Below are 25,595 nucleotides of genomic sequence, written 5' to 3'. Positions count from 1 at the left end.
ATGCTTTTCTTGAGCGCGACACTGCCTGAAGGGCTTACTCGTCGTCAACCACTCTGAGCTTCAGAAGCCCGCTGCGGCTGTCGACGGATTTTGGCGCGCCATCACCGTCCCGCGCCGCGGCCTTGCTGTTGTCGCCGCCCTCGAACTCCAGAGCTTCGATTTTCGCGCCGCGCTTGGTGAGCTTATCGGTGGAGGTGAGGATCTGGTCGACATCTCTTTGCGTCATGGAAAAATGGCTCTGCAGCTTGCGAACACGCTCGTCGAGACGGCCGAGATCGTCCATCAGGTTCGCGACTTCGCCCTGGATGACGTGTGCCTGGGCCCGCATCCGCTGATCTTTCAGGACTGCCTGAATAACCTGGATGGAGAGCATCAGCAGCGAAGGCGACACGATGACGATGCGCGACCGGTGCGCCTTCTGCACGATCGCTTCGAAATTCTCGTGGATCTCCGCGAAGATCGATTCCGACGGCACGAACATGAAGGCCGTGTCCTGCGTCTCGCCCTGGATCAGATATTTCTCGGAGATATCGCGGATGTGCGTTTCCATGTCGCGGCGGAACTGCTGCGAGGCGACCTTGGCTCCGTCAGGTCCGCCGGCGTCCCGGATCGCGTTCCAGGCTTCAAGCGGGAACTTCGCGTCGACCACCAGCGGTGGTGCGCCGTTGGGCATGCGAATGGTGCAGTCCGGGCGCGAGCCATTGGAAAGCGTCTGTTGGAAGGCATAGGCCCCCATCGGAAGGCCGTCGGCGACAATCGTCTCCATGCGCGATTGGCCGAAAGCGCCGCGTGTCTGCTTGTTGGAGAGGATCGCCTGCAAACCGACGACATCTTTCGCCAGTGTCTGGATGTTGTTCTGGGCGGCATCGATGACGGCAAGACGCTCCTGCAGCCGCTGCAGGTTCTCGTGCGTCGATTTGGTCTGCTCGCTGATCGTCGAACTGACGCGCTGCGACATACCATCGAGACGCTGGTTGATCGCCTGGTTGAGCTCGGACTGCCTCGAGCCGAACACTTCGGCCATTGTCGACATGCGCCCGTGCATTTCCGCCTGGATTTTCAGAAGTTCGGCCATTCGAGCATCCGTCTCGGCGGCACGGAGGCTCGCTACCTCGGCCTGCTCGCGCCGCACCTGCCCGCTGCGGACGAGAAGGAGGATCAGCAACAAGACCAGAGCCGCGATTGCGCCTCCGGCGAGCGCCAGCGTGGCAGGACTGATACGGGAAAGGGCGAGGAGAAACGACTCAGAGCTGGTGTTCATTTCGCCACCATAACAAACTCGTGTGGGATGGCTAGATCAAAACGTGAACAACTCGCAAGCCTTCCCAAAGGATTGGCTCGTAGAGGGAACAAACGACAGTTGACAAATCTCAAGTTCATTTAACCTTTGCTCAACCATATTGCGTAAAAGGTCAGGTCAAATTCCCTTTTGCATCAATTACAAAGCAGAGAGATCATGACCAGCCAGCAGTCCGACAGCACGCTCAAGCAACGCCTCGATTTCATCGAGCTGGACGACGGAGCCCGCGCGGCGCTGCGTGAGATGCGCCCGGCAATCTCGGAGTTGCTCGGCGGCGCTCTCGACAAGTTTTACGCGAAGCTGGCAAGGACGTCTGAGGTCGCAAGCTTCTTTGCCGAAAAAGCGCATATGGGACATGCCAAGAAGCGCCAGGAAGACCACTGGGCCAATCTGGCTGGCGGCAACTTCGACGAAACCTACGTCAAAGGCGTGGTCACGGTGGGCAAGACCCATGCCCGTATTGGCCTCGAGCCTCGCTGGTATATCGGTGGCTACGCGCTGCTGATGAGCGAACTCGTGAAGGGCCTGATGGCCAAGCAGTGGCCCTCCATGTTCGCCAGGCAGCAGGGCAAGGTGCTGGCCGAGAAGCTTTCAGCGGTCATCAAGGCCGCGATGCTCGATATGGACTATTCGATCTCGGTCTATCTGGAAGCGCTCGAAGAGAAGCGACGCAAGCTGGAAGAAGAGCGCGTAAAGGCCGAGCAGGACCAGGCCGTTGCGCTCGATCATCTTCGCCGCGGTCTGGAGGCGCTGTCGAACGGCGATCTCGAGGCCACGCTGCCGCCAGATCTCCCCGGTAATTTCAAAGCCATGGCCGACGACTATAACCGCGCCGTCGCCGCTCTTCGCGCGTCCTTTGGCTCGGTGCGGGCAACCTCGGGCGAGATCCTGAGGGGTACGGACGTGATCGCCAAGGCCTCCGATGACCTTGCTTTGCGGACGGCCCAGCAGGCAGCTGGCGTCGAGGAAAGCTCGGCGGCGCTGCAACAGCTTTCGGTCAGTGTCGGACAGACTGCCGCAAACGCCGAAAAGGCATCCGGTGCGGTCCGTGAGACGCAGCAGAAGGCCAAGAACTCCGGCGAACTCGTCACCAGTGCCGTTTCCGCGATGGCCGGCATCGAAAAATCCTCGACCGAGATCGCCAAGATCATCGGCGTCATCGACGAGATTGCTTTCCAGACGAACCTGCTGGCGTTGAACGCCGGCGTGGAGGCTGCGCGTGCCGGCGAAGCGGGCAAGGGCTTTGCCGTCGTGGCGCAAGAGGTCCGCCAACTGGCGCAGCGCACCGCCGACGCCGCCAAGGAGATCAAGAACCTGATTTCGGAAAGCTCGGTCCAGGTGAACGAAGGAGTGGACATCGTCAGCAGCACCGGCGAGGCGCTGAACGACATGATCAACCGCATCGATATCATCAACAGCTTCGTTGCCGATATCGCCGCTGCCGCGCGCGATCAGGCAACCGGGGTCAACGAGGTCAGTGTCGCCATCCGCAACATGGACACGATCACGCAGCAGAACTCGGGAATGGTCGAGAACACCTCTGCCGAGACGCGGCGCCTGCGCGGCGAAGTCGATAATCTGGTTGCACTGCTGCAGCGCTTCCGTACCGGCGTCGAGCAACGTTCGATGACCACGACACGCCGCGCCGCATGACGGGAATGCGGCGAAATTCCGGGCTGGGGCGTAAAAAAGCGCTCCGCCAGCCCACCGGATAATTCCATCCTGGAAAAAGATGCGTTATGGGAACGCCATGACCATCAAGCCACTCATCATTCTCCCCGATCCGCTGCTTCGTCAGGTTTCCAAGCCGATCGAGCGCGTCGACGCCGATCTTCAGCGACTTGCCGACGACATGCTTGAAACCATGTACGACGCGCCCGGTATCGGCCTTGCTGCCATCCAGATCGGCGTGCCGCGCCGCATGCTGGTCATCGACGTTTCCCGCGAGGGCGAAGAGAAGCAGCCCCTCGTATTCGTCAATCCGGAGGTCGTGGCATCGACAGACGAGCGTTCGGTATATGAGGAGGGATGCCTTTCGATCCCTGACTATTATGCCGAAGTCGAACGCCCGGCGACCGTCACCGTCAAATATCTCGACCGTGATGGCAAGGAGCAGACGGTGCAAGCCGACGGCCTGCTCGCGACCTGCCTGCAGCACGAGATTGACCACCTGAACGGCGTACTCTTCATCGACCACATTTCTCGCCTGAAGCGGGACATGGTGATCAAGAAGTTCACAAAGGCGGCGAAGTCGGCGAAGGCGCTCTAACCGGACCTTTGCTGACGCAGCCTCGCTGGACAGGCGATTTCGCGGGCCGGATGCCTGAAGGGGCTTGATCTGAAGCTCGCAAGCCCGTTTGAAGACGTCTGACCGGAAACATGGCGGGATAGAAATGTCGCTTCGCATCATCTTCATGGGCACGCCCGAATTCTCCGTCCCGACCCTGCGAGCGCTGATCGACGCGGGTCACACGATTCTTGCCGTCTACACGCAGCCGCCACGGCCGGGCGGACGGCGCGGGTTGGACCTGCAGAAGTCGCCGGTGCACCAGGCGGCTGAGCTGCTCGGCATTCCCGTCTTTACGCCGGTGAATTTCAAGGATCCGGAAGAGCGCGAGCGCTTCAGGGCGCATAATGCAGATGTCGCTGTTGTGGTTGCCTATGGACTGCTATTGCCGGAGGCGATTCTGACCGGCACGCGCCACGGCTGCTACAATGGTCATGCCTCACTCCTGCCCCGGTGGCGGGGTGCTGCTCCGATTCAGCGGGCGATCATGGCCGGCGACGAAAAGACCGGCATGATGGTGATGAAGATGGACAAGGGGCTCGATACCGGCCCGGTGGCTCTCACCGGTGAAGTCGAGATCGGCCCCGACACCACGGCCGGGGAATTGCACGACAAGCTGATGCATGTCGGGGCCAGGGCAATGGCTGAGGCAATGGTCAAGCTCGAGATGGGCGATCTTCCCCTGACGCCGCAGCCGTCGGACGGTGTGCTCTACGCCGCCAAGATCGACAAGGGCGAGACGCGGATCGACTTCTCGCGGGACGCCGCTGACATCCATAATCACATTCGCGGTCTGGCGCCGTTTCCGGGCGCGTGGTTCGAAGTGGCAATCGGCGGCAAGCCTGAGCGCGTCAAGGTGCTGGCCTCGGAAATCGCACAAGGCCTCGGCAGCGCTGGCGAGTTGCTGACCGATGATCTGGTCGTTGCCTGTGGAACCGGCGCCGTTCGCCTGACCAGACTGCAGAAAGCCGGTGGCAAGCCGTTGTCGGCCGCTGATTTCCTGCGCGGGACACCGCTTCCATCGGGCACGAGGCTTCCCTGATGCATCGTTACCGCATGATCGTTGAATATGACGGTGGTCCTTACGTTGGCTGGCAGCGGCAGGAGAATGGACCGTCTGTCCAAGGGGCGATCGAGAAGGCGATTCTGTCGGCAAGCGGTGAGACGGTGTCGATCCGCGGCGCGGGGCGCACCGATTCCGGCGTTCATGCAATGGGCCAGGTCATCCATGCCGATCTCGCCAGGGAGTGGTCGGCCTTCAAATTGCAGAATGCGCTGAACGCCCACCTCAAGATGGCCGGGGAGCGGGTCGCGATCGTCAGCGTGGGAGCGGCGAGCGAGTTCTTCGACGCACGGTTCTCGGCGCTGCGGCGCCATTATCTTTATCGCATCATCAGCCGCCGGGCGCCGTTGGCGCTGGAGGCCGGGAAGGCATGGTGGGTCCCAAAAGCGCTTGACCATGAGGTCATGCATGCGGCGGCGCAGACGCTCGTCGGCAAGCACGATTTCTCCACCTTCCGCTCCGCACATTGCCAGGCCAACAGTCCGATTCGAACACTTGATCGGCTGGACGTGACGAGAAACGGCGAACTGATCGAGATTCGTGCTACGGCCCAAAGCTTCCTGCACAACCAGATCCGTTCTTTCGCGGGAACACTCAAGCTCGCGGGGGAGGGCAAATGGACGCCGGCCGACGTCCGCGCCGCGTTGGATGCGCGAGACCGCAAGGCCTGTGGCCCGGTCGCGCCGCCGGATGGACTCTATTTCATGCAGGTGGACTATCCCGACGTCATCGTCGACCGGCGCCCGCCGGTGGAAGGCGACGACGGCGAGGACTTCTGATTTTTTCGCTGATCAGACGGGATAAATGCCGAGAAAGCGCTGCAGGTATTCCGACAGCATCAGTGATGGCACGAGCAGCACCAGCGTGAGTGCCCCAACCATCAGGCCTTGGCCGTAAAAGATCATCCTCAGGATGCGTGCGATCGCAAAGACCTGCGCAAGCATGAAGGCCAGCAGCAGCACCGAGACGAGGCCAACCAGCTGTGGCAGGAAGAAGACGAGCGCGAGCAGCATCCCATTGACGTAGGACAGCGGCACGCCGAGCCAATTGACGCTGACGATAACAGGCCCAAAACGCTCGCCCTTCTTGAAGGCCAGCAGCAGCAAGCCTGCAAAGACCAGCGGCACGAACCAATTGGCGGCCTCGACGAGCCCGAGTCTGAAATAGAAGAGTGCGCCGACGTCGGTATGCGGCGGCATCGTTTGCAGGAAGGCCTGGCGCCACCATAGCCACGAGATGCCCATTGGCGGCAGGCACCAGAAGATCGCCCAGAACGAGCGGTTGACGCCGCGATCCGACATGTCGAGGAAGCGAAAGCCGCGCGGATCCATGCGGATCAGCAGCCAGATCCCGGCAAGATAGTACTGAACTTCCCTAAAGCCCGGCATTAGCGAACCAGCGCTCGATGAAGGTTTCATAGATTACCGTGAGTCGCTCGAGGTCGGAAATTGCGACGCGTTCATCGACCATGTGCATCGTCTGGCCGACAAGGCCGAACTCGACGACCGGGCAGTAATCCTTGATGAAGCGGGCGTCCGACGTGCCGCCCGTCGTGGAGAGCTTCGGGGACTGGCCGGTGACGCTTTCGACGGCCGAAGACAGCGAGGCGATCAGCGCGTTGTTGCGGGTCAGGAAGACGTGGCTCGGGCGCTCGGCCCAGACGATATCGTATTTGAGCGGCGCACGGCCGGGGCGCAGCACGCCTTCCGCTGCCGCGGCATCGAGGCGGCGCAGGATCTCCTGTTGCAGGCTCGCGGCGGTCCACGTGTCGTTGAAGCGAATGTTGAAGCTCGCCGTTGCCTTGGCGGGTACGACGTTCGTCGCCGGATTGCCGACGTCGATGGTCGTCACTTCCAGGTTGGACGGCTGGAAATTGTCGGTGCCAGCGTCGAAAGGTGGGTCCATCAGCGCTTGCGTGAGTTGCAGGATGCCGCGCACCGCATTGTCGGCAAGATGCGGGTAAGCGGCATGGCCCTGGACGCCATGCACGGTGATTTTGCCGGAGAGCGAGCCACGGCGGCCGATCTTGATCATGTCGCCGAGCTTGTCCGGATTGGTCGGCTCGCCGACGAGGCAGGCATCCCAGCGCTCGCCGCGCTCGGCCGCCCATTGCAGCAGCTTGATCGTGCCGTTGATCGCCGGGCCCTCCTCATCGCCGGTGATCAGGAATGAGACCGAGCCCTTCGGTGCGCCATGCTTTTCGATATAGCGGGCAATGGCCGCGACAAAGCAGGCGACCCCGCCCTTCATGTCGACAGCGCCGCGTCCGAAGAGTTCGCCGTCCGCAATCTCGGCGGCGAAGGGCGGATGCGTCCAGGCGGCTTCGTCGCCAACCGGCACGACGTCGGTATGCCCGGCAAACATCAGGTGCGGGCCTTCGCCGCCGAGCCGCGCATAGAGGTTCTCGATATCGGGCGTTCCCGGCTCGGTCGCCTTCACCTTATCCACCTTGAAGCCAAGCGGCGACAGCATTGCCTCGAGCGCCGAAAGCGCGCCGCCTTCAGCGGGCGTGACGGACGGGCAGCGAATCAGAGTCTGAAGATTGGCAACGGGATCGGTAGCGGTCATGGGAGTGGAACTATCCAGCGGTAGTGGCAAAGAAAAGGCAAGGCGGCGGTACCGCCTTGTTGAAATGTGCCGTTCATTTTGCCGGATCAAGTCCGACCGTCAGCGTTTCGGAGGCACCCATCGTTTCAGACGCGTAGACCGCCGGAACCTCAAGACTTGATCAGTCGCGAAGCAGTTCGTTGATGCCGGTCTTCGAGCGGGTCTTTTCGTCGACGCGCTTGACGATGACGGCGCAGTAGAGGTGCGGCGCCGGCTGGCCGTTGGCCATGGTGGCATTGCCCGACGGCATCGAGCCTGCAACGACGACGGAGTAGGGCGGCACTTCGCCGTACATCACTTCGCCGGTGGCGCGATCGACGATCTTGGTCGACTTGCCGATATAAACGCCCATGCCGAGGACCGAGCCCTCGCGGATGATGCAGCCTTCGACGACTTCCGAACGCGCGCCGATGAAGCAGTTGTCCTCGATGATCGTTGGGCCGGCCTGCATCGGCTCAAGAACGCCGCCAATGCCGACGCCGCCGGAGAGGTGCACATGCTTGCCGATCTGAGCGCAGGAACCGACGGTCGCCCAGGTATCGACCATCGTGCCTTCGTCGACGAAGGCGCCGAGGTTGACGAAGGACGGCATCAGCACGACGTTCTTGGCGATGTAGGCGGAGCGACGCACGACGCAGTTCGGCACGGCGCGGAAGCCGGCAGCGCGATACTGGTTTTCACCCCAGCCTTCGAACTTGGATGGCACCTTGTCCCACCAGGTCGAGTTGCCCGAACCGCCCTTGACGACTTCCATGTCGTTCAGGCGGAACGAGAGGAGGACGGCCTTCTTCAGCCATTGATTGACCTTCCAGACGCCGTCGCTGCCACGCTCGGCAACGCGTGCCTTGCCGCCATCGAGGAGTTCGAGCGCTGTTTCGACGGCGTCGCGGACTTCGCCCTTCGTCGACGTATTCACATTGTCGCGGTTGTCGAAGGCGGCTTCGATGGTCTTTTCGAGGGAGGAAAGGTCGCTGGCGCTCATGGGAATTCCTTAAACTTCGATCTTTATCGTTGGAGACCGAAGCCTCCGGAATTGTGATTGGCAGGGTGCGATCTGCTCTATCGCATGAACGGGTAAAATGGAATGATTTTTCCCGCGGCGTTTCAACGCCTCGGGACGACATACCGGCTCTGAAAGCCGGCGGTATTGAAAGGCATTAGGCATGGCAAAGGCACGAAACGGCAGACTGCGGCGCAAGGATGGCGTATGGGCCCCGCTCAAGACGAGTGCGGTCGACAAGCATCGCGCCGAGTCCGTCCCAAAGACGCCGCAGACCCTGTCACCGGCCTATCGTCTTGCCTATGTCGACGAGGATTTTTTGTGCCGCGAGGAGTTGCGGCCGATCCGGCTGCAGCTCGAACTGCTGAAGGTGGAGATGTTGCTCGCCGAGCGCGGCATCAAGTCAACGGTGGTGATGTTTGGTGGCGCCCGTATTCCTGCTCCCGGCCAGAGCGCATGGGCGGCGCGCAACGAGGTGCAGCGGGCCAATCTCGAGGCCGCGTCCGTCTACTACGACGAGGCACGCAAGTTTGCGCGGCTCTGCTCGAAGTATTCGGCGAGCTTCGATTTCCACGAATACGTTATTGTCACCGGTGGCGGGCCTGGTGTCATGGAGGCCGGCAATCGTGGTGCCGCCGATGAAGGCGCGCCGTCGATCGGTCTCAATATCGTTTTGCCGCACGAGCAGGCGCCGAACGTCTACGTCACGCCGGAGCTCAGCTTCAACTTTCACTACTTCGCCATCCGCAAGATGCACTTCATGGTGCGCGCCAAGGCGATTGCGGTCTTTCCCGGTGGTTTCGGCACGCTGGACGAATTCTTTGAGTGCCTGACGCTGATTCAGACAGGCCGCATGGAGAAGATGCCGCTCATCCTGTTCGGAGAGAAGTTCTGGCGCAGCATCATCAATTTCGAGGCACTGGCCGAGTTCGGCACGATCGCGCCTGACGACGTCGATCTGATCAGCTTCGTCGACACCGCGGATGCCGCCTGGAAGATTATCGAGGACTTCTACGAACACCACGAATAGAAAGGCCCGCCAGAACGACGGGCCTTGCGATCGATCGGTAAGTCCAAACTTACGGGAATGGACGATCCGGCATATCGTCGAGCGAGATTACCCCGTCCTTGTTGCGATCCATCCAGGTGAAGAACTTGTCGAAGGCGGCTTCGGCTTCCTGCTTGGAAATCTGGCCGTTCTCGTCGGTATCGAAGCGCTGCATCATCATCATGCCTCGCATCATTCCGCCACGCATGCCGCGGCCTTCAGGGGTGGCCTGCGGTGGTGCTGGCTGGGCGCTGTCGGCATCGGCCGGCGGTGCCATCGGCATTGCATCGTCATCCGCGGTATCATCCGCAGGTGCCTTCATCTTGGCCATCATGGCTTCGCGGTGCTTGCGGATTTCCCCTGGCGTCAGCGAGCCGTCCTTGTCGGTGTCGATCGCGACGAAGATTGCCTCCATGCCGTCCTTGGCTTCCTGCTTGGAGATCTGGCCGTCCTTGTTGGTGTCGAACTGCTTCAGCATGCGAACGAAGATGACTTCGCGGATCGCGCCCATGCGCGGGCCCATCATCATGCCCATGCTGTGCTGCGGGCGAGGCCGATGAGGCTTCTTGTCGTGAGATGCTGCAAAACTGGTGCCTGCGGCACCAACGATCAAGACGGAGGAGAGTGCGGCCAGTATCAGCTTGTTCCGAGACATTTCAGCTCCTTTCAATATGCAATCGCAATCGGATTACAGATGAGAGGGTAGGGCTGGTGTGGCAAAACGCCCAATTAAAGATCGGTAAGCTGGATAAAACTTTCGTAACCTAACCGGTAATCTTCGCAAGAAAATCAGTGAGATCGTCGGTCACGAAGTCGATATGATCGTCCTCGCCGCTGGTCTTTTCCCACCATTCGACAACCGTGTCTTCGAGATTGTTTGGCACCAGCAACACTGTCTGCATGCCAAGGGTCTTTGGAACCTTGAGATTGCGCGGCAGGTCTTCGAACATCGCCGCCTTGCCGGTCTCCACCCGCTTCAACGCTGCGAACTTGTCGTAGGTCGCCTGCGCCGGCTTCGGCACGAAGTCCGCCGCCACGATGTCGAAGATGTCGTCGAAATGCTCGAGGATGCCCAGCGCGCCCGCCGCCATCTCGGCATGCTTGACGCTTCCATTGGTGAAGATGAACTTCCGACCCGGCAGGGCCTTGATGGCCGCGCCCAGTTCGGGCTGCGCCGTCAGGCTGGAATAATCGATCGCATGCGCCTTCTCGAGGAAGTCGTTCGGATCGACACCGTGGTGGATCATCAGTCCCTGCAGCGTCGTGCCATGATCGTGATAATATTGCTTCTGCAGCTTGCGCGCCTCGTCCCGCTCCATCTGCAGCAAAGTCGAGACGTAGGCCGTCATGTTCTTGTCGATCTGCGCGAACAGGTTGACGTGATGCGGGTAGAGCGTGTTGTCGAGGTCGAAAACCCACTCGGTCACATGCGAGAAGTCCGCCTTGGTCGGCGTGCGATCTATCTTGGTCATGGGGGCGTTATGGCACGGCTTGCCGCGCAAGGAAATCGGCAAGAAAAAATAGACGCCCGATTTGCGGCGGACGCGGCATGCAAGGGATGTTAGAACGCCTCATGCTCTTCGATCTGCCCAATGACGATGCGCTCTACGACGCGCTGATTGCCCGAAGCCCTGCCTATGAGGGCCGCGCTTACGTTTGCGTCAAGACAACCGGCATTTTCTGCCGGCTGACCTGCCCGGCTCGCAAGCCGAAGCGAGAAAATACCCTCTTCTACGATTCCATCGCCACCTGCATGCAATCCGGATTTCGGCCGTGCCAGCGGTGCCGGCCATTGGAAGAGGCGGACAGGGAGCCGATTGTTGACGAACTCCTCGAGGCACTCGACAACAATCCGGCAGCGCGATGGACGGAGGACGATCTTATCGCGCGCGGCTACGACCCCTCGACCGTGCGGCGGGCTTTCAAGCGATCAACAGGCGTGACGTTCCTCGATATCGCCCGCTATCGCCGTCTTGGCGAGGCGGAGAAGCAACTGGCGAATGGCGCTCGTGTCATCGATGCTCAGATTGAGGCTGGGTATGAGTCCGGCAGCGGCTTTCGCGCCGCATTCCAGCGGCTGATCGGCAAGGCGCCTGTCATGTCGCAGAAGCGTGATCTCCTGTTTGCCGATTGGTTCGAAACGCCTCTCGGGCCCATGGTGGCGGTCGCGGACCAGACACATCTGCATCTCCTTGAATTCCACGACCGCAAGGCGCTGCCGGCCGAACTGGATAAGCTGCAGCGCAAGACGCGCTCCTCGGTTGCGGCCGGCCGCACACCTGCGATCGATCAGATCGATACTGAGGTGAAGGACTATTTCGATGGCCGGTCTGCTGCGTTCCGGACGCCGCTTGCGCTGGGCTTCGGCACAGCCTTCGAACGTCAGGTCTGGTCGAAGCTGATGGAGATACCCGTCGGCGAGACACGCGCTTATGGTGATATTGCGCGTGACATGGAGAACCCGCAGATGGTGCGGGCCGTCGGGCGCGCCAATGGCGCGAACCAGATGGCAATCGTCATCCCGTGCCATCGCCTGATTGGCGCCGACGGATCTCTGACCGGCTACGGCGGCGGGCTCTGGCGCAAGCAATGGCTTTTGCGGCACGAAGATGAGATGAAGACCAAGGGATTGTTTGTGGAGGAGATCCAATGAATCAGGCCGAGAAGGCAAAGGCATTCGGTGCGCTGCATCAGAAGGGCAACCCTGTCGTCCTTTACAACATATGGGACGCCGGAACGGCGAAGGCCGTGACCGAGGCCGGCGCCAAGGCTCTTGCGACGGGAAGCTGGTCAGTCGCCGCCGCGCAGGGTTATGGGGATGGTGAAAAGATTCCGCTCGAAGCGCTGGTTGCCACCACGCGGTCGATCACCACGGTGAATGACCTGCCGCTCTCGGTCGATTTCGAGGGCGCTTATTCGACGGAACCGGCCGGTGCCGCCGCCAATGTCGAAAAGCTGATCGACGCCGGCGCCATCGGCATCAATTTCGAAGATCAGGTGGTCGGCGGTGAAGGCTTGCACCCGGTTGAGAAGCAGGCCGCCCGCATCCGCGCCATTCGCGAGATGGCGGATCGCCGTGGCATTACCTTCTTCATCAACGCCCGCACCGATCTGTTTCTGCGCGAAGGTGATCTCTCAAAGCACGCAGGACTGGTCGATGCAGCGATCGAGCGTGGCAAGGCTTACGCCGCTGCCGGTGCCAACGGCTTCTTCGTGCCTTGGCTAATCGATGAGGGCCTGATCGAGAAAATCTCAACCGCCTCGGACTTGCCGGTCAACATCATGATGCGACCGGGCGCTCCCGATGTTAAGACGCTGGCGAGGCTTGGCGTCAGCCGCGTCAGCTATGGGCCAGGACCCTATCGGATGATGATGGAGAAGCTGAAAGAGGCAGCCACGGCGGTCTATGCCGCCGCAGGCTAAAGCACAACTCCCGGAAAAGCGCAGAGCCGCGGCTCAGGGAACGATCAGCGTTCCCGCGCCGTGCTCGGTGAAGATCTCGAGCAGCACGGAATGCGCGGTCTTGCCGTTCAGGATGACGACACCCTGGACGCCGGCCTTGATCGCATCGATGCAGGTCTCGACCTTCGGGATCATGCCGCCGGAGATCGTGCCGTCGGCGATCAGCGCGTGCGCCTGGGCAACGGACAGTTCCTTGATCAGATTGCCCTGCTTGTCGAGAACACCGGGGACGTCCGTCAGGAAGAGCAGACGGGTTGCACTCAGCGCCCCGGCGATCGCGCCGGCAAAAGTGTCGGCGTTGATGTTGTAGGTTGCGCCGTCGCGGCCGGGCGCGACCGGTGCGATGACCGGGATCATCTCGGAGCGGGCAAGCAGATCAAGCAGCGTGCGGTCGACTTCGACCACCTCGCCGACGAAGCCGAGGTCGAGCACGCGCTCGATGTTCGAGTCCGGATCCTTGACCTTCTTCTGCGCCTTTTCGGCAAAGACCATGTTGCCGTCCTTGCCGCAAAGGCCGATCGCCCATTCGCCCGTCTGGTTGATGAGCGCGACGATCTCCTTGTTGATCGAGCCGGCGAGAACCATTTCGACGATCTCGACCGTCTTGGCGTCGGTGACGCGCAGGCCGCCCTCGAACTTCGATTCGATGCCCATCTTCGTCAGCATCGCGCCGATCTGCGGGCCGCCGCCGTGGACGACAATCGGATTGACGCCCGACTGCTTCAGCAGCGCGATGTCGCTCGCGAAGGCCTTGCCCAGCTCGGGATTGCCCATGGCATGGCCGCCGTACTTCACGACGATCGTCTTGTTTTCGTAACGCTGCATGAAGGGCAGGGCCTGCGCTAGGAGGCGTGCCTGGGTTTCGCTTTCGGACTGGTTCATGGGATACCCCGTGGAATTGATCGCGGCCTTTTATCTCAAGTTTTTGACAGATGGAATAATCCAGAGGCCAATAGTTTGCCGTATGTGCTGGCAACCGCGCTCGAGAAGATCGGCGCTTTGGCTAGAGGCATGGGATGACCAGCGACGAAATCGCACATTTGATAAGCCTCGTTGCGATCGGGGACCGCAAGGCATTCGCTGTGCTCTATCGCGAGACGAGCCCGAAACTCCTTTCCATCTGCCTGCGTATCTTGAGAGACAGAACGGACGCCGAGGAGGCGACCCAGGAGGTCTACGTCAAGATCTGGCAACGCGCCGGCGTTTTTGCTGCCGGATCGGGGGCACCGTCTTCCTGGCTCGCTGCAATTGCGCGTAACCAGGCAATCGACATCATGCGCGCGCGCAAGCCAATCGCCGACGAACTGGACAGTGCATACGACCTCGCGGATGACGATCCTTCGCCCGAGATACAGACTGTGATCAAGGATGAGGGAAGGCGGATTGACACCTGCATGGAAGAGTTGGAAGCTGATCGGGCAACGGCGGTGAAGAAAGCTTACGTCGAAGGGCAGAGCTATCAGGAACTGGCCGATCAGTTTGGCGTCCCCTTGAACACGATGCGCACATGGCTGCGTCGCAGCCTCTTGAAACTGAGAGAGTGCATGGAACGATGACATCGCCGGATCAGAGCAAGGGAGGCCGCTCCCGCGACGAGGTACTCGCCGGTGAGTATGTTCTTGGTGTTCTTTCCTTCAAGGATCGGCGGGTTGTGGAAGAGCGGATGCGCCGCGACAGGCAGTTCGCAGCCATCGTCAGCCGCTGGGAGACCAACCTTTCCGCTTTCAACGACGATTACGACGTCGTCAGCCCCGGTCAGGAAACGTTCAAGCAGATCGAAGCACGTTTGTTCGGTGAGCCGGAAGCTGTCGCGGTGCCGTCGCGCGGTCTATGGAGCTCTATCGTTTTCTGGCGTTGTCTTGCGCTCGTCTCGCTGCTGATCACGGCGGGTGCACTGACAATCGCGACCGTCGCGGTCACGCCGCCTCAAACACCGGCACCGCTCGTCGCCGAGCTGACCGCTGCCAACAGCCAGGTCAACCTGCTCGCCTCCTATGAGCGGCAGAGCGGAAGGCTGAGGATCGTGCCCGTAGCTATTGGCAAGCCGCAGGAGAAGTCACTGGAGCTTTGGCTCGTTCCGGCAACCGGCACACCAAGGTCGCTTGGCGTGTTTCCTTCGGATCAGACCGGCGAGCTGGTCATACCGGTTGATATGCGCGGCAACATAGGCGAGGGCGCGTCCCTTGCCGTCAGCCTCGAGCCCTTTGGCGGCTCTCCGACAGGCCAGGCCACGGGCCCGATCGTGGCGAGCGGCACGACGCACCGCCGCTAACACATTTTTTCGGCACACCTGCGTTCGCGCTGAAACTCTTCCTGCGAGCCTTCCGTAGCTCCTCATGTCCGCAAGGGAATGCCGGCATTCGGCCGGTCTCATAAGCGGATGCTAGAGGAGAACCGTCATGATGAAGTCCACCCTGCGCTTGAGTGCGCTTGCCGTTGCCGTTTCCACATTTGCTTTCGTCGCTGAGGCCAAGAATCCGATTGTTGGTGGTGCTGCGATGTATCCGACGAAAGACATCGTGCAGAATGCGATGAACTCGAAGGATCACACGACGCTGGTTGCTGCCGTCAAGGCTGCCGGTCTCGTGTCGACACTGGAAAGCAAGGGACCCTTCACCGTATTCGCTCCCACCAATCAGGCCTTTGCCGAATTGCCCGCCGGCACGGTCGACACGCTGCTGAAGCCTGAAAACAAGGCAACGCTGACCAAGGTTCTGACTTGCCATGTCGTCGCGGCCGATGCGATGGCCAGGACCGTTGCCAAGATGATCAAGGCCGACGGCGGCGAACACGACATCAAGACCGTCGGCGGCTGCGTGCTGAAGGCCAAGGAAAGCAGGGGCAAGATCACGATCACCGATGAAAACGGCGACGTCGCCCGCGTCACGATAGCCGATGTGAAGCAATCCAACGGCGTCATTCACGTCGTTGACAAGGTTCTGCTGCCGAAGATGTAAATTAGTTCAGGCGGTCAATAGAAGGCGCCCCGTTCCACCGGGGCGTCTTCTTTCATTTCCAGTTGGCGATACCGACCGTTTGCGCGATTGCCTCGCGCAGGTCATCGAGACCCTCGCTCTTTTCCGAGGACGTGGCGATGATGGCCGGATAGGCGGCGGGCCGCTTCTTGATCTTTTCCGCGGTCTCCGCGAGCAACTTGGTCACAGCCGGTGGTTTGATCTTGTCGGTCTTGGTCAGAACGATCTGGTATGAGACGGCAGCCTTATCCAGTAGATCCAGCACCTCATCGTCGTTCTTCTTCACTCCGTGGCGGCTGTCGATCAACACGTAGACGCGCTTCAACGTCGCGCGGCCGCGCAGGTAATCGAAGACGAGCTTCGTCCAGGCGTCGACCTGGTCTTTCGGCGCCTGCGCGTAGCCGTAGCCCGGCATGTCGACTAGAGCCATCGGCGGAAGGTCGCCGCTTTCGCCCGAATAGCCTTCCGGCACGAAGTAGTTGAGCTCCTGCGTCCGGCCTGGCGTATTGGAGGTGCGCGCCAGCCCCTTGTGACTGACGAGCGCGTTGATCAAAGAAGACTTGCCAACGTTCGACCGGCCGGCAAAAGCCACTTCCAGCGGTCCTTCCGGCGGCAGGAATTTCAGGGAGGGAACACCGCGGATAAAGGTCCAGGGGCGCCCGAACAGCGGCTTGTCGTTCTTATTGTCGGTCATTCGGCCTTTTCCAGCAAAATCCAGTGTGCCTATGGCATTCAGGTTCCAGGCGATTTTGTCAACCGCACAGTCGTCGGACACCGCGGCGGGGTACAAATGAAAAGCCCCGCCGGAGCGGGGCTTTCGTCATTTCTCTGTCGGAGCCGGCTTTCGTTTGAAGAGCCCCTTCAGATTGTCGAAGAGCTCGATCTTCACGCCATGGCGGCGCATGATCACGCCCTGCTGGATGACCGAAAGCGTGTTGTTCCAGGCCCAGTAGATGACCAGGCCAGCCGGGAAGCTTGCCAGCATGAAGGTGAAGACCAGCGGCATCCAGTTGAAGATCATCGCCTGTGTCGGATCCGGCGGGGTCGGGTTCATGCGCATCTGCAGGAACATCGTCACACCCATGATCAGCGGCCAGACGCCGAGATGCAGGAAGGTCGGAGCGGCAAACGGCAACAGGCCGAAAAGGTTGATGAACGAGGTCGGATCGGGCGCCGAAAGGTCCTGGATCCAGCCGAAGAACGGCGCGTGGCGCATCTCGATGGTGATGTAGATCACCTTGTAGAGCGAGAAGAAGATCGGGATCTGCAGCGCGATCGGCCAGCAACCGGCGATCGGATTGATCTTCTCTTCCTTGTAGAGCGCCATCGTCGCCTGTTGCAGGCCCATGCGGTCGTCGCCGAACTTGGCCTTCAGCTCTTCCATCTTCGGCTGAACACGCTTCATGTTCGCCATCGAAGCGTACTGCTTGCTGGCGAGCGGGAAGAACAGCGCCTTGACGACGATGGTGGTCAGCAGGATCGCGACGCCGAAGTTGCCGAAGTAATGGAAGAAGAAGTCCATCAGCCTGAACATCGGCTTCGTCAGGAAGTAGAACCAGCCCCAGTCGATCAGGCGATCGAAGCGAGGGATCTGATACGTATGCTTGTAGTTGTCGATGACAGGAACGACCTTGGCGCCGGCAAAAATCAGGTTCTTGAGCTCAGTCGACTGGCCGGGCGCGACGGTGACCGCATTCTGCTTGTAGTCCGCCTGGAAACGCGGTTGTCCGTCCGTGAAGCGGCTGAAGCGGGCGTCGAAGGGGGTCTGCTGCGGCGGGATGAGCGTCGCTGCCCAATATTTGTCGGTGATCCCGAGCCAGCCGCCGGTTGCGTTCGCCATATTGACGGCTTCTTTTTCAACGGCGGTATACTTGCTTTCGACAAGTCCATCTTCGCCGATAACACCGATGAAACCTTCATGCAGAACATAGGTGGAGGCGACAGCCGGCTTGTTGTAGCGCGTGATGCGCCCGTAGCCGGAAAGCGCGACCGGAGCCTGACCGGCATTGGTGATCTTGTCCGTGACCGTGAACATGTAGTTCTCGTCAACGGAAATGGTGCGCGCGAAGGTGACGCCCTTGTCATTGGTGTAAGTAAGCGTGACCGGGGTCTTTTCGGTCAGCTTTGCGTCAGCCGGCGCTGTCCACACCGTCGAGGGACCCGGCACGCTGCCGGTCGCGTCGCCACCGATATAGCCGAGTTCGGCAAAGTACCCGTCCTTCGTTTCGGAGGGGCTGAGCAGGGTGATGATCGGGCTGCTGTCGTCGACTGTCTCGTGGTAGCGCTTGAGCCGGAGGTCGTCCAGACGGGCGCCGACAAGGTTGATCGAACCGGAAAGTGCCTGCGTATCGATCGTGATGCGCGGGTTCTTCGCAAGAGCATCTGCAATCGACGCCACCGCCGGAACCTGGTCGGTGGGAGCCGCCCCGTTCGGCTGCGCCGTCGTTGCGCCGCCGGGCGCAGGCGTCTGCACTTGCTCGGTGTGTTGCTGTGCCTTCTGGGCAAGCTCCGCCTTGCGCTGAGCCTCGATGCGCGGATTCATATAGAGGAACTGCCAGCCGAGAACGATCAGCACTGAGAGAGCGATCGCAATGAAATAATTGCGGTTGTTTTGCATCATACGTTCCTGGGGCGGCCGTCTCCGGACCGCTTGTGTTTCGGCTTGGTCTCGACGCGAGTTTTGAGCTCTGCGGCTAATTCTTTGAAGGATGCTTTCAGCACGTCCCTTCGCGCGACAACCACATAGTCGTGTCCGGGCTGCATTGCAAACCCTGCATGAAGTCGCACCGCCTCTTTCAGGCGCCGCCGCATGCGGTTTCGTTCGACCGCGTTGCCGTGTTTCTTGGTGACGGTGAAGCCGAAGCGGGCTTCGGTCTCCGGCTCCTTCCGGTCGAGCACCTCAAGCAGGAAGAAACCGCCTTTTCGTTTTTCGCCCTGGCGGACAGCAAGAAACTGCGGGCGGCTTTTCAGCCGCCCGGCAGTCATTTTCTTGTTATTGGTCGTCAATTCGCCCGCCATCTCTTATCGGGCAATTCGGCCTTAGGCCGAAAGACGCTTGCGACCGCGTGCGCGGCGAGCAACGATGACCTTACGGCCGCCCTTGGTGGCCATACGTGCACGGAAACCGTGGCGGCGCTTGCGGACAAGCTTGGATGGTTGGTAGGTACGCTTCATTTATTTAAACACCGCGGAGTGCGGCCCTTCTTGAATTTGCATATTGCAAGGAGCGTTGTTTTTCGAACGGGCGAGGCTAACGAAAGCCTTATATGACCGGACGTGCGGCGGCTTATACGGATGAAGGCCCCCAAAGTCAATTATCGCCGGGAATTTCCGAGTTTGCGCCCGGAGTACAAGATTTAGTGAAGCGCATTAATCATTGTGACAAGCAGTGAGCCATGCGCTGGCGTAATATTTTTCTCAAGTTTCAACTACAGCACGCATCCTGCCCAGCGTCTAACGCTTCTGCGCGCAAAAAGCGAGGCGGCGGCGATTAAGTACGGGTAATTTTTTGTAGTGCTGCAGCCAAACACCCGAAATCTAACGTTAATTTATTTGGGCCAATTTTAGCTATCGGCCGGAATGCTTTCCCGGCTTGTCATCAGTCTTTGGGGGGCTTTTCCTTTGAAAATTCGAGGTAAGATCAATCTGCTTGTTTCCGCCATGTGTGGCGTTGCATTGCTGATCGGGGCGACGGCGCTTTGGGCCGTGCATCAATACGATACTAATCTGTCGGCTTACGAAGACGCATCTGATCGCGCCTACGCCGGTGAGCGCCTTAACCGTTTTGTGACGGCGACGGTCATGGAAGCACGCGGAATTTACAGTGCGCCCACGACGAAGGAGGCCGCTACCTTCGCCAAGGGACTGCTTGCGAACCTCGACCAGATCGACAATGTGATCGCCTCCTGGACCCCGCTCGTTCCCGAAAGTCAGAAGGGTGCTTTTGCCAAGCTGGTTGAACGTGCCAAGGAATTCCGGACATTCCGCACCGAAACAGTGCGTCTCGGCACGGAAGTGAGCCCGCAGGCTGCCAGCGAGCAAGGCAACAACGATGCCAACCGCGCCAACCGCAAAGCCTTCCAGGCCGAAATCGACGCTGTCGTGGCCACCGACAAGGCGACGCTGGACGCTGTCAATGCTCTCGTCGAAAGCTCGCGCACCTCAATCTTGTGGCTCGTGATCGCGATCAGTGTTGTCGGCGTCACGGCTGGCATCGGCATGGGCTTCTACATCGGCACGATCCAGCTTAGCCGTCCGATCAACAAGGTTACCCAGGCGATCAAGGAAGTGGCTGACGGCAATTTTGATGCCGACGTGCCGTTTGCCGGCCGTCAGGATGAAATCGGTGAGATGGCTGCGGCCGTTGCCGTCTTCAAGGAAAACGGTCTCGCCGTCCGCCGCATGAACGCGCAGGAGGCCGCCATGCGTGCCAAGAGCGACGATCTGCAGTCCAGCATGTCCGTGGTCGTGGCTTCCGCAGCTGCCGGCGACTTCAGCCGCCGCATCGAAAAGGACTATGGTGACGAGAACCTCAACCAGTTCGCCACCAACATCAACCAGCTGCTCTCGAGTATCGATGCCGGTGTCGGCGAAACACGCCGCGTAATTGCAAGCCTGGCGGAAGGCGACCTGACGCAGACGATGCGCGGCAGCTTCCACGGCGCCTTCGCCGAACTGCAGCAGAACGTCAACAGCACCTTCGCCACCCTTCAGACGACCATACGCGAAGTCCGCGAAACGGCAGAAGGCTTCCACGGAAACACCAACGAGCTGCGCGCCGCAAGCGACGACCTCTCAAAGCGCACCGAGCAGCAGGCAGCGGCTCTCGAGGAAACCTCGGCAGCCCTCGATGAGATCACGGCCGTGGTCAACAATTCGACAGAGCGCGCGCAGGAGGCCAGCGTCATGGTGTCCGAGGCCAAGGACGATGCCGGCAAATCGGGCGTTGTCGTCCGCAATGCCGTCGACGCCATGGGCCGCATCGAGCAGGCCTCGCGCGAAATCAGCCAGATCATCAACGTCATCGACGAGATCGCCTTCCAGACGAACCTGCTCGCCCTCAATGCCGGTGTCGAAGCCGCGCGTGCCGGCGAGGCGGGCAAGGGCTTTGCCGTCGTCGCCCAGGAGGTCCGCGAACTGGCGCAGCGCTCGGCAACCGCCGCAAAGGACATCAAGGGCCTGATCACCAAGTCGGGGGACGAAGTCCAGGTCGGCGTGAAGCTCGTTCAGGCCACCGGCGAGGCGCTGTCCCAGATCGAAAGCCGCGTCAACGCGATCAACGACCATATTCACTCGATCGCGACTGCCGCGAAGGAGCAGTCGACCGGCCTCAAGGAGGTCAACACGGCCATCAACCAGATGGACCAGGTGACGCAACAGAACGCCGCCATGGTCGAGGAAACCTCCGCGGCAACGCACAAGCTCTCCGGCGAAGCCGACGGCCTCGTCCGCCTCATCTCGCGCTTCAAGGTTTCGAACGTGCCGGCCGCGGCTCCTGTCGCCGTTGCGCGCCAACAGGAGCATCGTCCGGTGGCCTCACCAGCGCGCCGCGCCATGGGGACCGTCGCACGCGCATTCGCCGGCAATGCCGCCGTCGCCGAGCAGAATTGGGAAGAGTTCTGATCAGCCCTCTTCCTCTTTCGACCGATCGGAAACGCCGCCTCGGGGCGGCGTTTCCTTTTGCCGCAAGCGGCGTTGCTCTCAAAGATTTGAAAGCGGACCGTCATCGGCTAATATAGAAGTCGCGAAGGGCGCCTGGCGCCGAGCGGACGAAAGACGATGCAAGCCAACGATCAAGGCGAGAATCTTCCCCAGAGCGGTGCTGCAGGGAACGAGACCAACAGGGCGGAGCACCGCCCGTCCGGAAAGTTCGGCGGGCTTTCCGGCAAGCTGCTGTGGCTGACGGTTGTCTGCATCATGCTGGCCGAGGTTCTGATCTTCTTCCCCTCGGTTGCCAGTATGCGTCTGCGCTGGCTGGATGAGCGGTTGAACGCCGCGGCCGCGGCCGCGATCGTTATCGATGGCCTGCAGCCGGTGGAGTTGCCGCGCGCCTTACAGAAGGAAACTTTGGAGGCGACCGGCACCAAGGCGATCGTCTTGCGGAAAGAGGGCACCTCGCGTCTGCTTGCGACGACGGATATGCCGACCTCCGTTGACGAACAGTATGATCTGACCGACGTGCCGCCGATGATCGCGATCCGCGATGCGCTCGATACGATGATTTTCGGCGGCAATCGCATGATCCGCGTCTATGGCCCGGTGCAGGACACCAATACCGGCGTGGAAGTGCTGATGAAGGACAAGCACCTCCGCAATGCAATGCTGGTCTATTCCCGCAACGTCTTTCTGTTGTCCATTCTGATTTCGATGTTCACCGCGACACTGGTTTTCTTCGCGATCAACCGGATCCTGATCCGGCCGATTCGCAAGCTGACGGGCAGCATGCAGCAATTCTCCTCCGATCCGGAAAATCCGCAGAACGTCTTTGTCGGCGATGGCGGGCGCGATGAGCTTGCGGTTGCCGGCCGACACCTGACCTCGATGCAGATGGAGCTGCAGAAGACGCTGAAGCAGCAGAAGAACCTTGCTGCCCTGGGGCTTGCCGTCTCCAAGATCAATCACGACATGCGCAACATCCTGGCCTCGGCGCAGCTGATGTCGGACCGCCTCGTGGACGTCGACGATCCTATGGTGAAGGCCTTCGCGCCAAAGCTGCTGCGCACGATCGACCGCGCTGTCGGCTATACGACCGAGGTCCTGTCCTATGGCCAGGCAAGCGAGGCCGCTCCGCGCAGGCGCCGCGTCCGGCTTTTCGACCTGACACAGGACGTCAAGGACATGCTCGCGGTCGATGCCCAGAGCGACATTGAATTCGTCGAACAGATGGCGCCCGACCTTGAGGTCGATGCAGACAGCGAGCAACTGTTCCGGGTTATCCACAATCTCTGCCGCAACGCCGTGCAGGCGTTGAGCGTGCCTGGCGTGGGGCGGGGACCGGATGGCATCAAGCGAATCACGGTTTCGGCCCAACGTGTCGGCAGCGTCGTCAGCATCATAGTCGACGACACTGGCCCCGGCATGCCGCAAAAAGCCAGACAGAATCTCTTCGCAGCCTTCCGCGGCTCAGCCCGCTCCGGCGGCACGGGCCTCGGCCTGGTAATCGCCCGCGAACTGGTGCTGGCCCACGGCGGCACGATCGCTCTTGTGGAAAAACCCTCGGTCGGAACGCAGTTCCGCATCGAAATTCCGGACCGCCCGGTATCCCTGGACGATTATCGCGGCCGAGCACTCCAAGAAAAGTGATGCATTTTTCGCATTTCAGCTCTGCACCACCAAAGTCGCGATTTTTTCAGAATGCCTATTGCAATCCCTCAAAGGACCCTTTAGAGAACCGCCCACGCAAGCGGTTTGACCGCTTCCGGCACGCACCCGTAGCTCAGCTGGATAGAGCACCAGACTACGAATCTGGGGGTCAGGAGTTCGAATCTCTTCGGGTGCGCCATTCCCATCATTAAGACGAAAATGCTGCGAAGCTGCGGCTTTGTTTCGACGAGAGCCTATGCGTCTCGCCGTGTGGCAGCTAGCAAGGTGGACACGCCAAACCCTTGGCGTGCGCGCAAGAGCGTCGCAAATGCTTGTCCTGCGAAGACGAGCAAGGATCGCCTACACGGTGAACTATTCGGGATAGACCTCGGAGCCTTCAGGCGTTGGCTTGTTGAAAAGGATGAATACCAAGGGGTTGCCGGGCTCGGACATTGCATCGCTGCGTTGACCCGTTATCTCGCCAGCCACACCGCTTGTATACTCCGCAACTACCTCGCCGAAGCTGTTGCGCTGTATGGCCACCTTTTGCCCGGCTTCGACCTTGTCGTTCAGCTTGACCAGATGCTCGACGATCCCGCCCGCGGTGGCAAGAATCGGGAAGGCGCTGTTTCCGACAAAGACACTTACGTCCTTGCCTGTGCGTCCCATCGACCCGGCGACGATGCCGTAATGCTTGAGGACATTCATCGTGCCTTCCACGAACAGAGAGATCATGTCGAGGTCCAGCACCCGCGCAGCGCCGATCTCCGGCGTAAAGGCCGGAATTCCCACGTCGATGAACGCGTTATGCAGGACACCGGGATAGACATGGTTGTCGAAGATCTGGCCGACCGGATAGAGCTCCAGCATTGCCTTGACCTCGGGCAGATCCATGCCGCCAATATTAAACGCTGTCACTTCGAATCCGGTTGTTCCGGTGTGGAAGTCAATCGCGAAGTCGGCGTTCGGCCGCAGCAGCCGGTTGAACAGGAGCCCGGCGTGCCGGCTGGGCGCGGTGGCGCCGTTCTCATTCCCGGGCCACTCCCTGTTCATATCGATCAGATCAATGCCTCTGCCCTGATTGGGCCATCTGCGCTGCATGCTTTCGACGGCTGGGCGGGACACGTCCGTGACCGCCATCACCGTGCCCGACATTTCCGCCGGATCGAGCTGGTTCATCACCGTCTGGACTGTATGGATAGAACTCATTTCGTCGCCATGCACACCACTGACAAGGATGGCGCGCTTACCTGGCTTTGTTCCCTTGGCAACCACCACAGAGACATGCCAGTGCTGTCCGGTGGGCATTTCAACGCCCTGAAAATAGAGGGCATGCTTCTTGCCGGGCTCCAGGTCGTTGACGTCAAGCGCGCTGACGACCTTCTTCCCGTCGATGACGTCGCCGGTGTAGGCTGTTCCTGATGACGGATTGGTAGAGGGTGCCGCTGCTTGCTGGGCATTTGCAGCACCAGCGTTGACGGCAAGGGCGGCGGATGCGCCGACCGTCGCGATGGATGCTACCAGGAAATGGCGGCGATCGAGGCCTTCTTTAGATTCGTCCGGCATGATGGAAGCCTTTGTGGTTTGAAAAGGTACATTAGAACAACGGCATAGACATCGGTTACAAAAGTCGTGCACGATTTCAAACTAGGGTGCGCTGCTGAACTCGCAAGGTTTGCGATCTCGCGATCTTGCGGCTTCACTCGGTAAGATCCGAAAGTAAGATGAAGCGGGCATGCCTGGACGTCGACAGCGATAACAATCACGTGCGAGTTCTCAGTTTCATCTCGCCCGAAGCTGCGTTCGTGTCCCTATGGCGCTACAGGCAACATACTCACAAGTTGCCGGATCCGATCCCGGCCTGTGGTCCTGGTATGGCTCGCAATTTTGTCACGGGGAGGGGTGTCGAGACGCTGCAGATCAAAGGGGAGCCACCTTCCAAAATCGGTCAAGCCTACTGTGCACGCTGATCGGGCAAGCCTGCCTACAGCGAAATGTTGCCTTCTTGGCATGCGTCCAGCGCATTGCCTTGCCGGAGAAATCGAATTGCGAGCGGCTCTTTAGATCCCGACCTTACGGCCGGTGACTGAAGCGGGCGATTTGCGCGTCCTTCATCAGGTTCCGGAAGCTGGGGCCGCTCATATGCACCAGCGTCGTGTGGTCGCCGCCCTCGAAATAGACATCACTGGCGTCGCCGAGGCTTTCGTCGAGGATCACAGGCACGTTGTAGGCCGATCCGATCGGTGGGACAGCGCCAATGTCGCAGTCGGCGAAAAGCGAGCAAACCTCATCTTCCGAGGCGAGGCCGAGGCGCCTGTCCATGACATCTTGCAGCGTGCCGAGTTCGATCCGGTGCGTGCTGGGAACGACCGCCAGGACGTAGCCCATTTCATGATGCACGACGACGGATTTCGCCAGTCGGCTGCCCGGAACATGGGCGGCTTGCGCCGATTGGCTGGTTGTCGCTGTGCGATGATGCGGGACGGTATCATACGCGATACCCTCACCGTCGATATAATCCTGAAGTTTCCTTGCTATCGTCATCGTGGGC

25 protein-coding genes and 1 tRNA gene are annotated in these 25,595 nt (G+C 60.5%); 13 read left to right on the top strand and 13 right to left on the bottom strand.

What is annotated here, in order from left to right; all coding sequences use genetic code 11:
* Nucleotides 1-34 precede the first annotated feature (34 nt).
* Nucleotides 35-1,261: a DNA recombination protein RmuC gene (locus tag AC1DE4_RS01235; protein WP_018857721.1), complete on the bottom strand. Its 1,227-nt coding sequence runs from the start codon at nucleotides 1,259-1,261 to the stop codon at nucleotides 35-37.
* Between the two features lie 195 nt (nucleotides 1,262-1,456).
* On the opposite strand from AC1DE4_RS01235, the gene AC1DE4_RS01230 reads away from it, so the two are divergent.
* The 4 genes from AC1DE4_RS01230 to truA all read left to right on the top strand — a co-directional run bounded on the left by AC1DE4_RS01230 (nucleotide 1,457) and on the right by truA (nucleotide 5,429).
* Complete coding sequence (locus AC1DE4_RS01230) at nucleotides 1,457-2,953, top strand: methyl-accepting chemotaxis protein (protein WP_477879552.1); 1,497 nt, start codon at nucleotides 1,457-1,459, stop codon at nucleotides 2,951-2,953.
* Between the two features lie 97 nt (nucleotides 2,954-3,050).
* Nucleotides 3,051-3,569, top strand: coding sequence for a peptide deformylase (def, locus tag AC1DE4_RS01225; protein WP_025658739.1), 519 nt, complete (start codon nucleotides 3,051-3,053; stop codon nucleotides 3,567-3,569).
* 124 nt (nucleotides 3,570-3,693) lie between these two features.
* The gene (fmt, locus tag AC1DE4_RS01220) at nucleotides 3,694-4,629 is read left to right on the top strand and encodes a methionyl-tRNA formyltransferase (RefSeq protein ID WP_477879550.1); all 936 of its coding nucleotides are present in this window, start codon (nucleotides 3,694-3,696) and stop codon (nucleotides 4,627-4,629) included.
* Nucleotides 4,629-5,429 carry a tRNA pseudouridine(38-40) synthase TruA gene (gene truA / locus AC1DE4_RS01215; RefSeq protein ID WP_477815817.1) on the top strand — a complete coding sequence of 267 codons (801 nt, stop codon included), beginning with the start codon at nucleotides 4,629-4,631 and terminating at the stop codon, nucleotides 5,427-5,429. Before fmt ends, truA begins: the two co-directional genes overlap by 1 nt.
* 12 nt (nucleotides 5,430-5,441) lie before the next feature.
* Here truA and AC1DE4_RS01210 read toward each other — a convergent pair whose 3' ends face one another.
* From AC1DE4_RS01210 to dapD, 3 genes are all read right to left on the bottom strand, one after another.
* Nucleotides 5,442-6,038 carry a hypothetical protein gene (locus AC1DE4_RS01210; RefSeq protein WP_062371269.1) on the bottom strand — a complete coding sequence of 199 codons (597 nt, stop codon included), beginning with the start codon at nucleotides 6,036-6,038 and terminating at the stop codon, nucleotides 5,442-5,444.
* On the bottom strand, nucleotides 6,025-7,218 hold the full coding sequence (gene dapE, locus AC1DE4_RS01205) for a succinyl-diaminopimelate desuccinylase (protein WP_018857715.1): 1,194 nt from the start codon (nucleotides 7,216-7,218) through the stop codon (nucleotides 6,025-6,027). Before dapE ends, AC1DE4_RS01210 begins: the two co-directional genes overlap by 14 nt.
* A gap of 160 nt (nucleotides 7,219-7,378) precedes the next feature.
* Nucleotides 7,379-8,239, bottom strand: a complete 861-nt coding sequence (gene dapD / locus AC1DE4_RS01200) for a 2,3,4,5-tetrahydropyridine-2,6-dicarboxylate N-succinyltransferase (RefSeq protein ID WP_025658744.1) — start codon at nucleotides 8,237-8,239, stop codon at nucleotides 7,379-7,381.
* A gap of 181 nt (nucleotides 8,240-8,420) precedes the next feature.
* On the opposite strand from dapD, the gene AC1DE4_RS01195 reads away from it, so the two are divergent.
* Entirely contained in the window at nucleotides 8,421-9,287 is an 867-nt protein-coding gene (locus AC1DE4_RS01195; RefSeq protein WP_018857713.1) for an LOG family protein, read from the top strand.
* A 49-nt stretch (nucleotides 9,288-9,336) separates the two neighbouring features.
* Here AC1DE4_RS01195 and AC1DE4_RS01190 read toward each other — a convergent pair whose 3' ends face one another.
* Together AC1DE4_RS01190 and AC1DE4_RS01185 are read right to left on the bottom strand one after the other, a co-directional pair.
* Complete coding sequence (locus tag AC1DE4_RS01190; RefSeq protein WP_018857712.1) at nucleotides 9,337-9,960, bottom strand: EF-hand domain-containing protein; 624 nt, start codon at nucleotides 9,958-9,960, stop codon at nucleotides 9,337-9,339.
* A gap of 109 nt (nucleotides 9,961-10,069) precedes the next feature.
* Nucleotides 10,070-10,777, bottom strand: coding sequence for a pyrimidine 5'-nucleotidase (locus AC1DE4_RS01185; RefSeq protein WP_025658745.1), 708 nt, complete (start codon nucleotides 10,775-10,777; stop codon nucleotides 10,070-10,072).
* Between the two features lie 101 nt (nucleotides 10,778-10,878).
* On the opposite strand from AC1DE4_RS01185, the gene AC1DE4_RS01180 reads away from it, so the two are divergent.
* A complete protein-coding gene (locus tag AC1DE4_RS01180) occupies nucleotides 10,879-11,958 on the top strand; it encodes a bifunctional transcriptional activator/DNA repair enzyme AdaA (protein WP_025658746.1) in 1,080 nt (359 codons plus the stop codon).
* The gene (locus tag AC1DE4_RS01175; RefSeq protein WP_018857709.1) at nucleotides 11,955-12,728 is read left to right on the top strand and encodes an isocitrate lyase/PEP mutase family protein; all 774 of its coding nucleotides are present in this window, start codon (nucleotides 11,955-11,957) and stop codon (nucleotides 12,726-12,728) included. The genes AC1DE4_RS01180 and AC1DE4_RS01175 overlap by 4 nt, the downstream gene beginning before the upstream one ends.
* Nucleotides 12,729-12,761: 33 nt before the next feature.
* Here AC1DE4_RS01175 and argB read toward each other — a convergent pair whose 3' ends face one another.
* A complete protein-coding gene (gene argB, locus AC1DE4_RS01170) occupies nucleotides 12,762-13,649 on the bottom strand; it encodes an acetylglutamate kinase (protein ID WP_018857708.1) in 888 nt (295 codons plus the stop codon).
* Nucleotides 13,650-13,783: 134 nt separating this feature from the next.
* Here argB and AC1DE4_RS01165 point away from each other — a divergent pair, with 134 nt between their 5' ends.
* The 3 genes from AC1DE4_RS01165 to AC1DE4_RS01155 all read left to right on the top strand — a co-directional run bounded on the left by AC1DE4_RS01165 (nucleotide 13,784) and on the right by AC1DE4_RS01155 (nucleotide 15,724).
* Nucleotides 13,784-14,323 (top strand): sigma-70 family RNA polymerase sigma factor, encoded by a 540-nt coding sequence (locus AC1DE4_RS01165; protein WP_112823941.1) that lies wholly within the window; start codon nucleotides 13,784-13,786, stop codon nucleotides 14,321-14,323.
* Nucleotides 14,320-15,039: an anti-sigma factor gene (locus tag AC1DE4_RS01160; RefSeq protein ID WP_018857706.1), complete on the top strand. Its 720-nt coding sequence runs from the start codon at nucleotides 14,320-14,322 to the stop codon at nucleotides 15,037-15,039. Before AC1DE4_RS01165 ends, AC1DE4_RS01160 begins: the two co-directional genes overlap by 4 nt.
* 127 nt (nucleotides 15,040-15,166) lie before the next feature.
* Nucleotides 15,167-15,724, top strand: coding sequence for a fasciclin domain-containing protein (locus tag AC1DE4_RS01155; protein ID WP_477879545.1), 558 nt, complete (start codon nucleotides 15,167-15,169; stop codon nucleotides 15,722-15,724).
* 52 nt (nucleotides 15,725-15,776) lie between these two features.
* Here the strand turns inward: AC1DE4_RS01155 and yihA are convergent, their stop codons facing one another.
* The 4 genes from yihA to rpmH form a co-directional block, all read right to left on the bottom strand.
* Nucleotides 15,777-16,436 carry a ribosome biogenesis GTP-binding protein YihA/YsxC gene (gene yihA / locus AC1DE4_RS01150; protein ID WP_018857704.1) on the bottom strand — a complete coding sequence of 220 codons (660 nt, stop codon included), beginning with the start codon at nucleotides 16,434-16,436 and terminating at the stop codon, nucleotides 15,777-15,779.
* A 126-nt stretch (nucleotides 16,437-16,562) separates the two neighbouring features.
* On the bottom strand, nucleotides 16,563-18,359 hold the full coding sequence (gene yidC, locus AC1DE4_RS01145) for a membrane protein insertase YidC (RefSeq protein WP_477879543.1): 1,797 nt from the start codon (nucleotides 18,357-18,359) through the stop codon (nucleotides 16,563-16,565).
* The gene (gene rnpA, locus AC1DE4_RS01140) at nucleotides 18,359-18,760 is read right to left on the bottom strand and encodes a ribonuclease P protein component (RefSeq protein ID WP_477879541.1); all 402 of its coding nucleotides are present in this window, start codon (nucleotides 18,758-18,760) and stop codon (nucleotides 18,359-18,361) included. Before rnpA ends, yidC begins: the two co-directional genes overlap by 1 nt.
* Nucleotides 18,761-18,781: 21 nt before the next feature.
* Nucleotides 18,782-18,916, bottom strand: a complete 135-nt coding sequence (gene rpmH / locus AC1DE4_RS01135) for a 50S ribosomal protein L34 (protein ID WP_016552555.1) — start codon at nucleotides 18,914-18,916, stop codon at nucleotides 18,782-18,784.
* A 447-nt stretch (nucleotides 18,917-19,363) separates the two neighbouring features.
* Here rpmH and AC1DE4_RS01130 point away from each other — a divergent pair, with 447 nt between their 5' ends.
* The 3 genes from AC1DE4_RS01130 to AC1DE4_RS01120 all read left to right on the top strand — a co-directional run bounded on the left by AC1DE4_RS01130 (nucleotide 19,364) and on the right by AC1DE4_RS01120 (nucleotide 23,243).
* Nucleotides 19,364-21,364, top strand: a complete 2,001-nt coding sequence (locus tag AC1DE4_RS01130) for a methyl-accepting chemotaxis protein (RefSeq protein ID WP_477879539.1) — start codon at nucleotides 19,364-19,366, stop codon at nucleotides 21,362-21,364.
* A 156-nt stretch (nucleotides 21,365-21,520) separates the two neighbouring features.
* Nucleotides 21,521-23,044: an ATP-binding protein gene (locus AC1DE4_RS01125; RefSeq protein ID WP_477879537.1), complete on the top strand. Its 1,524-nt coding sequence runs from the start codon at nucleotides 21,521-21,523 to the stop codon at nucleotides 23,042-23,044.
* A 122-nt stretch (nucleotides 23,045-23,166) separates the two neighbouring features.
* Nucleotides 23,167-23,243 (top strand) — tRNA-Arg (locus AC1DE4_RS01120).
* Between the two features lie 173 nt (nucleotides 23,244-23,416).
* Here AC1DE4_RS01120 and AC1DE4_RS01115 read toward each other — a convergent pair.
* Together AC1DE4_RS01115 and AC1DE4_RS01110 are read right to left on the bottom strand one after the other, a co-directional pair.
* Nucleotides 23,417-24,610 carry a succinylglutamate desuccinylase/aspartoacylase family protein gene (locus AC1DE4_RS01115; protein ID WP_169679186.1) on the bottom strand — a complete coding sequence of 398 codons (1,194 nt, stop codon included), beginning with the start codon at nucleotides 24,608-24,610 and terminating at the stop codon, nucleotides 23,417-23,419.
* 507 nt (nucleotides 24,611-25,117) lie between these two features.
* Nucleotides 25,118-25,588 (bottom strand): aminoacyl-tRNA deacylase, encoded by a 471-nt coding sequence (locus tag AC1DE4_RS01110; protein WP_025658755.1) that lies wholly within the window; start codon nucleotides 25,586-25,588, stop codon nucleotides 25,118-25,120.
* Between the last annotated feature and the right edge of the window lie 7 nt (nucleotides 25,589-25,595).

The organism is Rhizobium sp. 10N414, from assembly GCF_056394785.1.
The sequence above is the reverse complement of the archived record's forward strand: the minus strand, read 5'-3'. Positions and strand labels throughout refer to the sequence as shown.

Coding starts and splice junctions, on each gene's coding strand:
- AC1DE4_RS01235 (WP_018857721.1), bottom strand. CDS start 1,261: ATGAACACCAGCTCTGAGTCGTTTCTCCTCGCCCTTTCCCGTATCAGT.
- AC1DE4_RS01230 (WP_477879552.1), top strand. CDS start 1,457: ATGACCAGCCAGCAGTCCGACAGCACGCTCAAGCAACGCCTCGATTTC.
- def (WP_025658739.1), top strand. CDS start 3,051: ATGACCATCAAGCCACTCATCATTCTCCCCGATCCGCTGCTTCGTCAG.
- fmt (WP_477879550.1), top strand. CDS start 3,694: ATGTCGCTTCGCATCATCTTCATGGGCACGCCCGAATTCTCCGTCCCG.
- truA (WP_477815817.1), top strand. CDS start 4,629: ATGCATCGTTACCGCATGATCGTTGAATATGACGGTGGTCCTTACGTT.
- AC1DE4_RS01210 (WP_062371269.1), bottom strand. CDS start 6,038: ATGCCGGGCTTTAGGGAAGTTCAGTACTATCTTGCCGGGATCTGGCTG.
- dapE (WP_018857715.1), bottom strand. CDS start 7,218: ATGACCGCTACCGATCCCGTTGCCAATCTTCAGACTCTGATTCGCTGC.
- dapD (WP_025658744.1), bottom strand. CDS start 8,239: ATGAGCGCCAGCGACCTTTCCTCCCTCGAAAAGACCATCGAAGCCGCC.
- AC1DE4_RS01195 (WP_018857713.1), top strand. CDS start 8,421: ATGGCAAAGGCACGAAACGGCAGACTGCGGCGCAAGGATGGCGTATGG.
- AC1DE4_RS01190 (WP_018857712.1), bottom strand. CDS start 9,960: ATGTCTCGGAACAAGCTGATACTGGCCGCACTCTCCTCCGTCTTGATC.
- AC1DE4_RS01185 (WP_025658745.1), bottom strand. CDS start 10,777: ATGACCAAGATAGATCGCACGCCGACCAAGGCGGACTTCTCGCATGTG.
- AC1DE4_RS01180 (WP_025658746.1), top strand. CDS start 10,879: ATGCTCTTCGATCTGCCCAATGACGATGCGCTCTACGACGCGCTGATT.
- AC1DE4_RS01175 (WP_018857709.1), top strand. CDS start 11,955: ATGAATCAGGCCGAGAAGGCAAAGGCATTCGGTGCGCTGCATCAGAAG.
- argB (WP_018857708.1), bottom strand. CDS start 13,649: ATGAACCAGTCCGAAAGCGAAACCCAGGCACGCCTCCTAGCGCAGGCC.
- AC1DE4_RS01165 (WP_112823941.1), top strand. CDS start 13,784: ATGACCAGCGACGAAATCGCACATTTGATAAGCCTCGTTGCGATCGGG.
- AC1DE4_RS01160 (WP_018857706.1), top strand. CDS start 14,320: ATGACATCGCCGGATCAGAGCAAGGGAGGCCGCTCCCGCGACGAGGTA.
- AC1DE4_RS01155 (WP_477879545.1), top strand. CDS start 15,167: ATGATGAAGTCCACCCTGCGCTTGAGTGCGCTTGCCGTTGCCGTTTCC.
- yihA (WP_018857704.1), bottom strand. CDS start 16,436: ATGACCGACAATAAGAACGACAAGCCGCTGTTCGGGCGCCCCTGGACC.
- yidC (WP_477879543.1), bottom strand. CDS start 18,359: ATGCAAAACAACCGCAATTATTTCATTGCGATCGCTCTCTCAGTGCTG.
- rnpA (WP_477879541.1), bottom strand. CDS start 18,760: ATGGCGGGCGAATTGACGACCAATAACAAGAAAATGACTGCCGGGCGG.
- rpmH (WP_016552555.1), bottom strand. CDS start 18,916: ATGAAGCGTACCTACCAACCATCCAAGCTTGTCCGCAAGCGCCGCCAC.
- AC1DE4_RS01125 (WP_477879537.1), top strand. CDS start 21,521: ATGCAAGCCAACGATCAAGGCGAGAATCTTCCCCAGAGCGGTGCTGCA.
- AC1DE4_RS01115 (WP_169679186.1), bottom strand. CDS start 24,610: ATGCCGGACGAATCTAAAGAAGGCCTCGATCGCCGCCATTTCCTGGTA.
- AC1DE4_RS01110 (WP_025658755.1), bottom strand. CDS start 25,588: ATGACGATAGCAAGGAAACTTCAGGATTATATCGACGGTGAGGGTATC.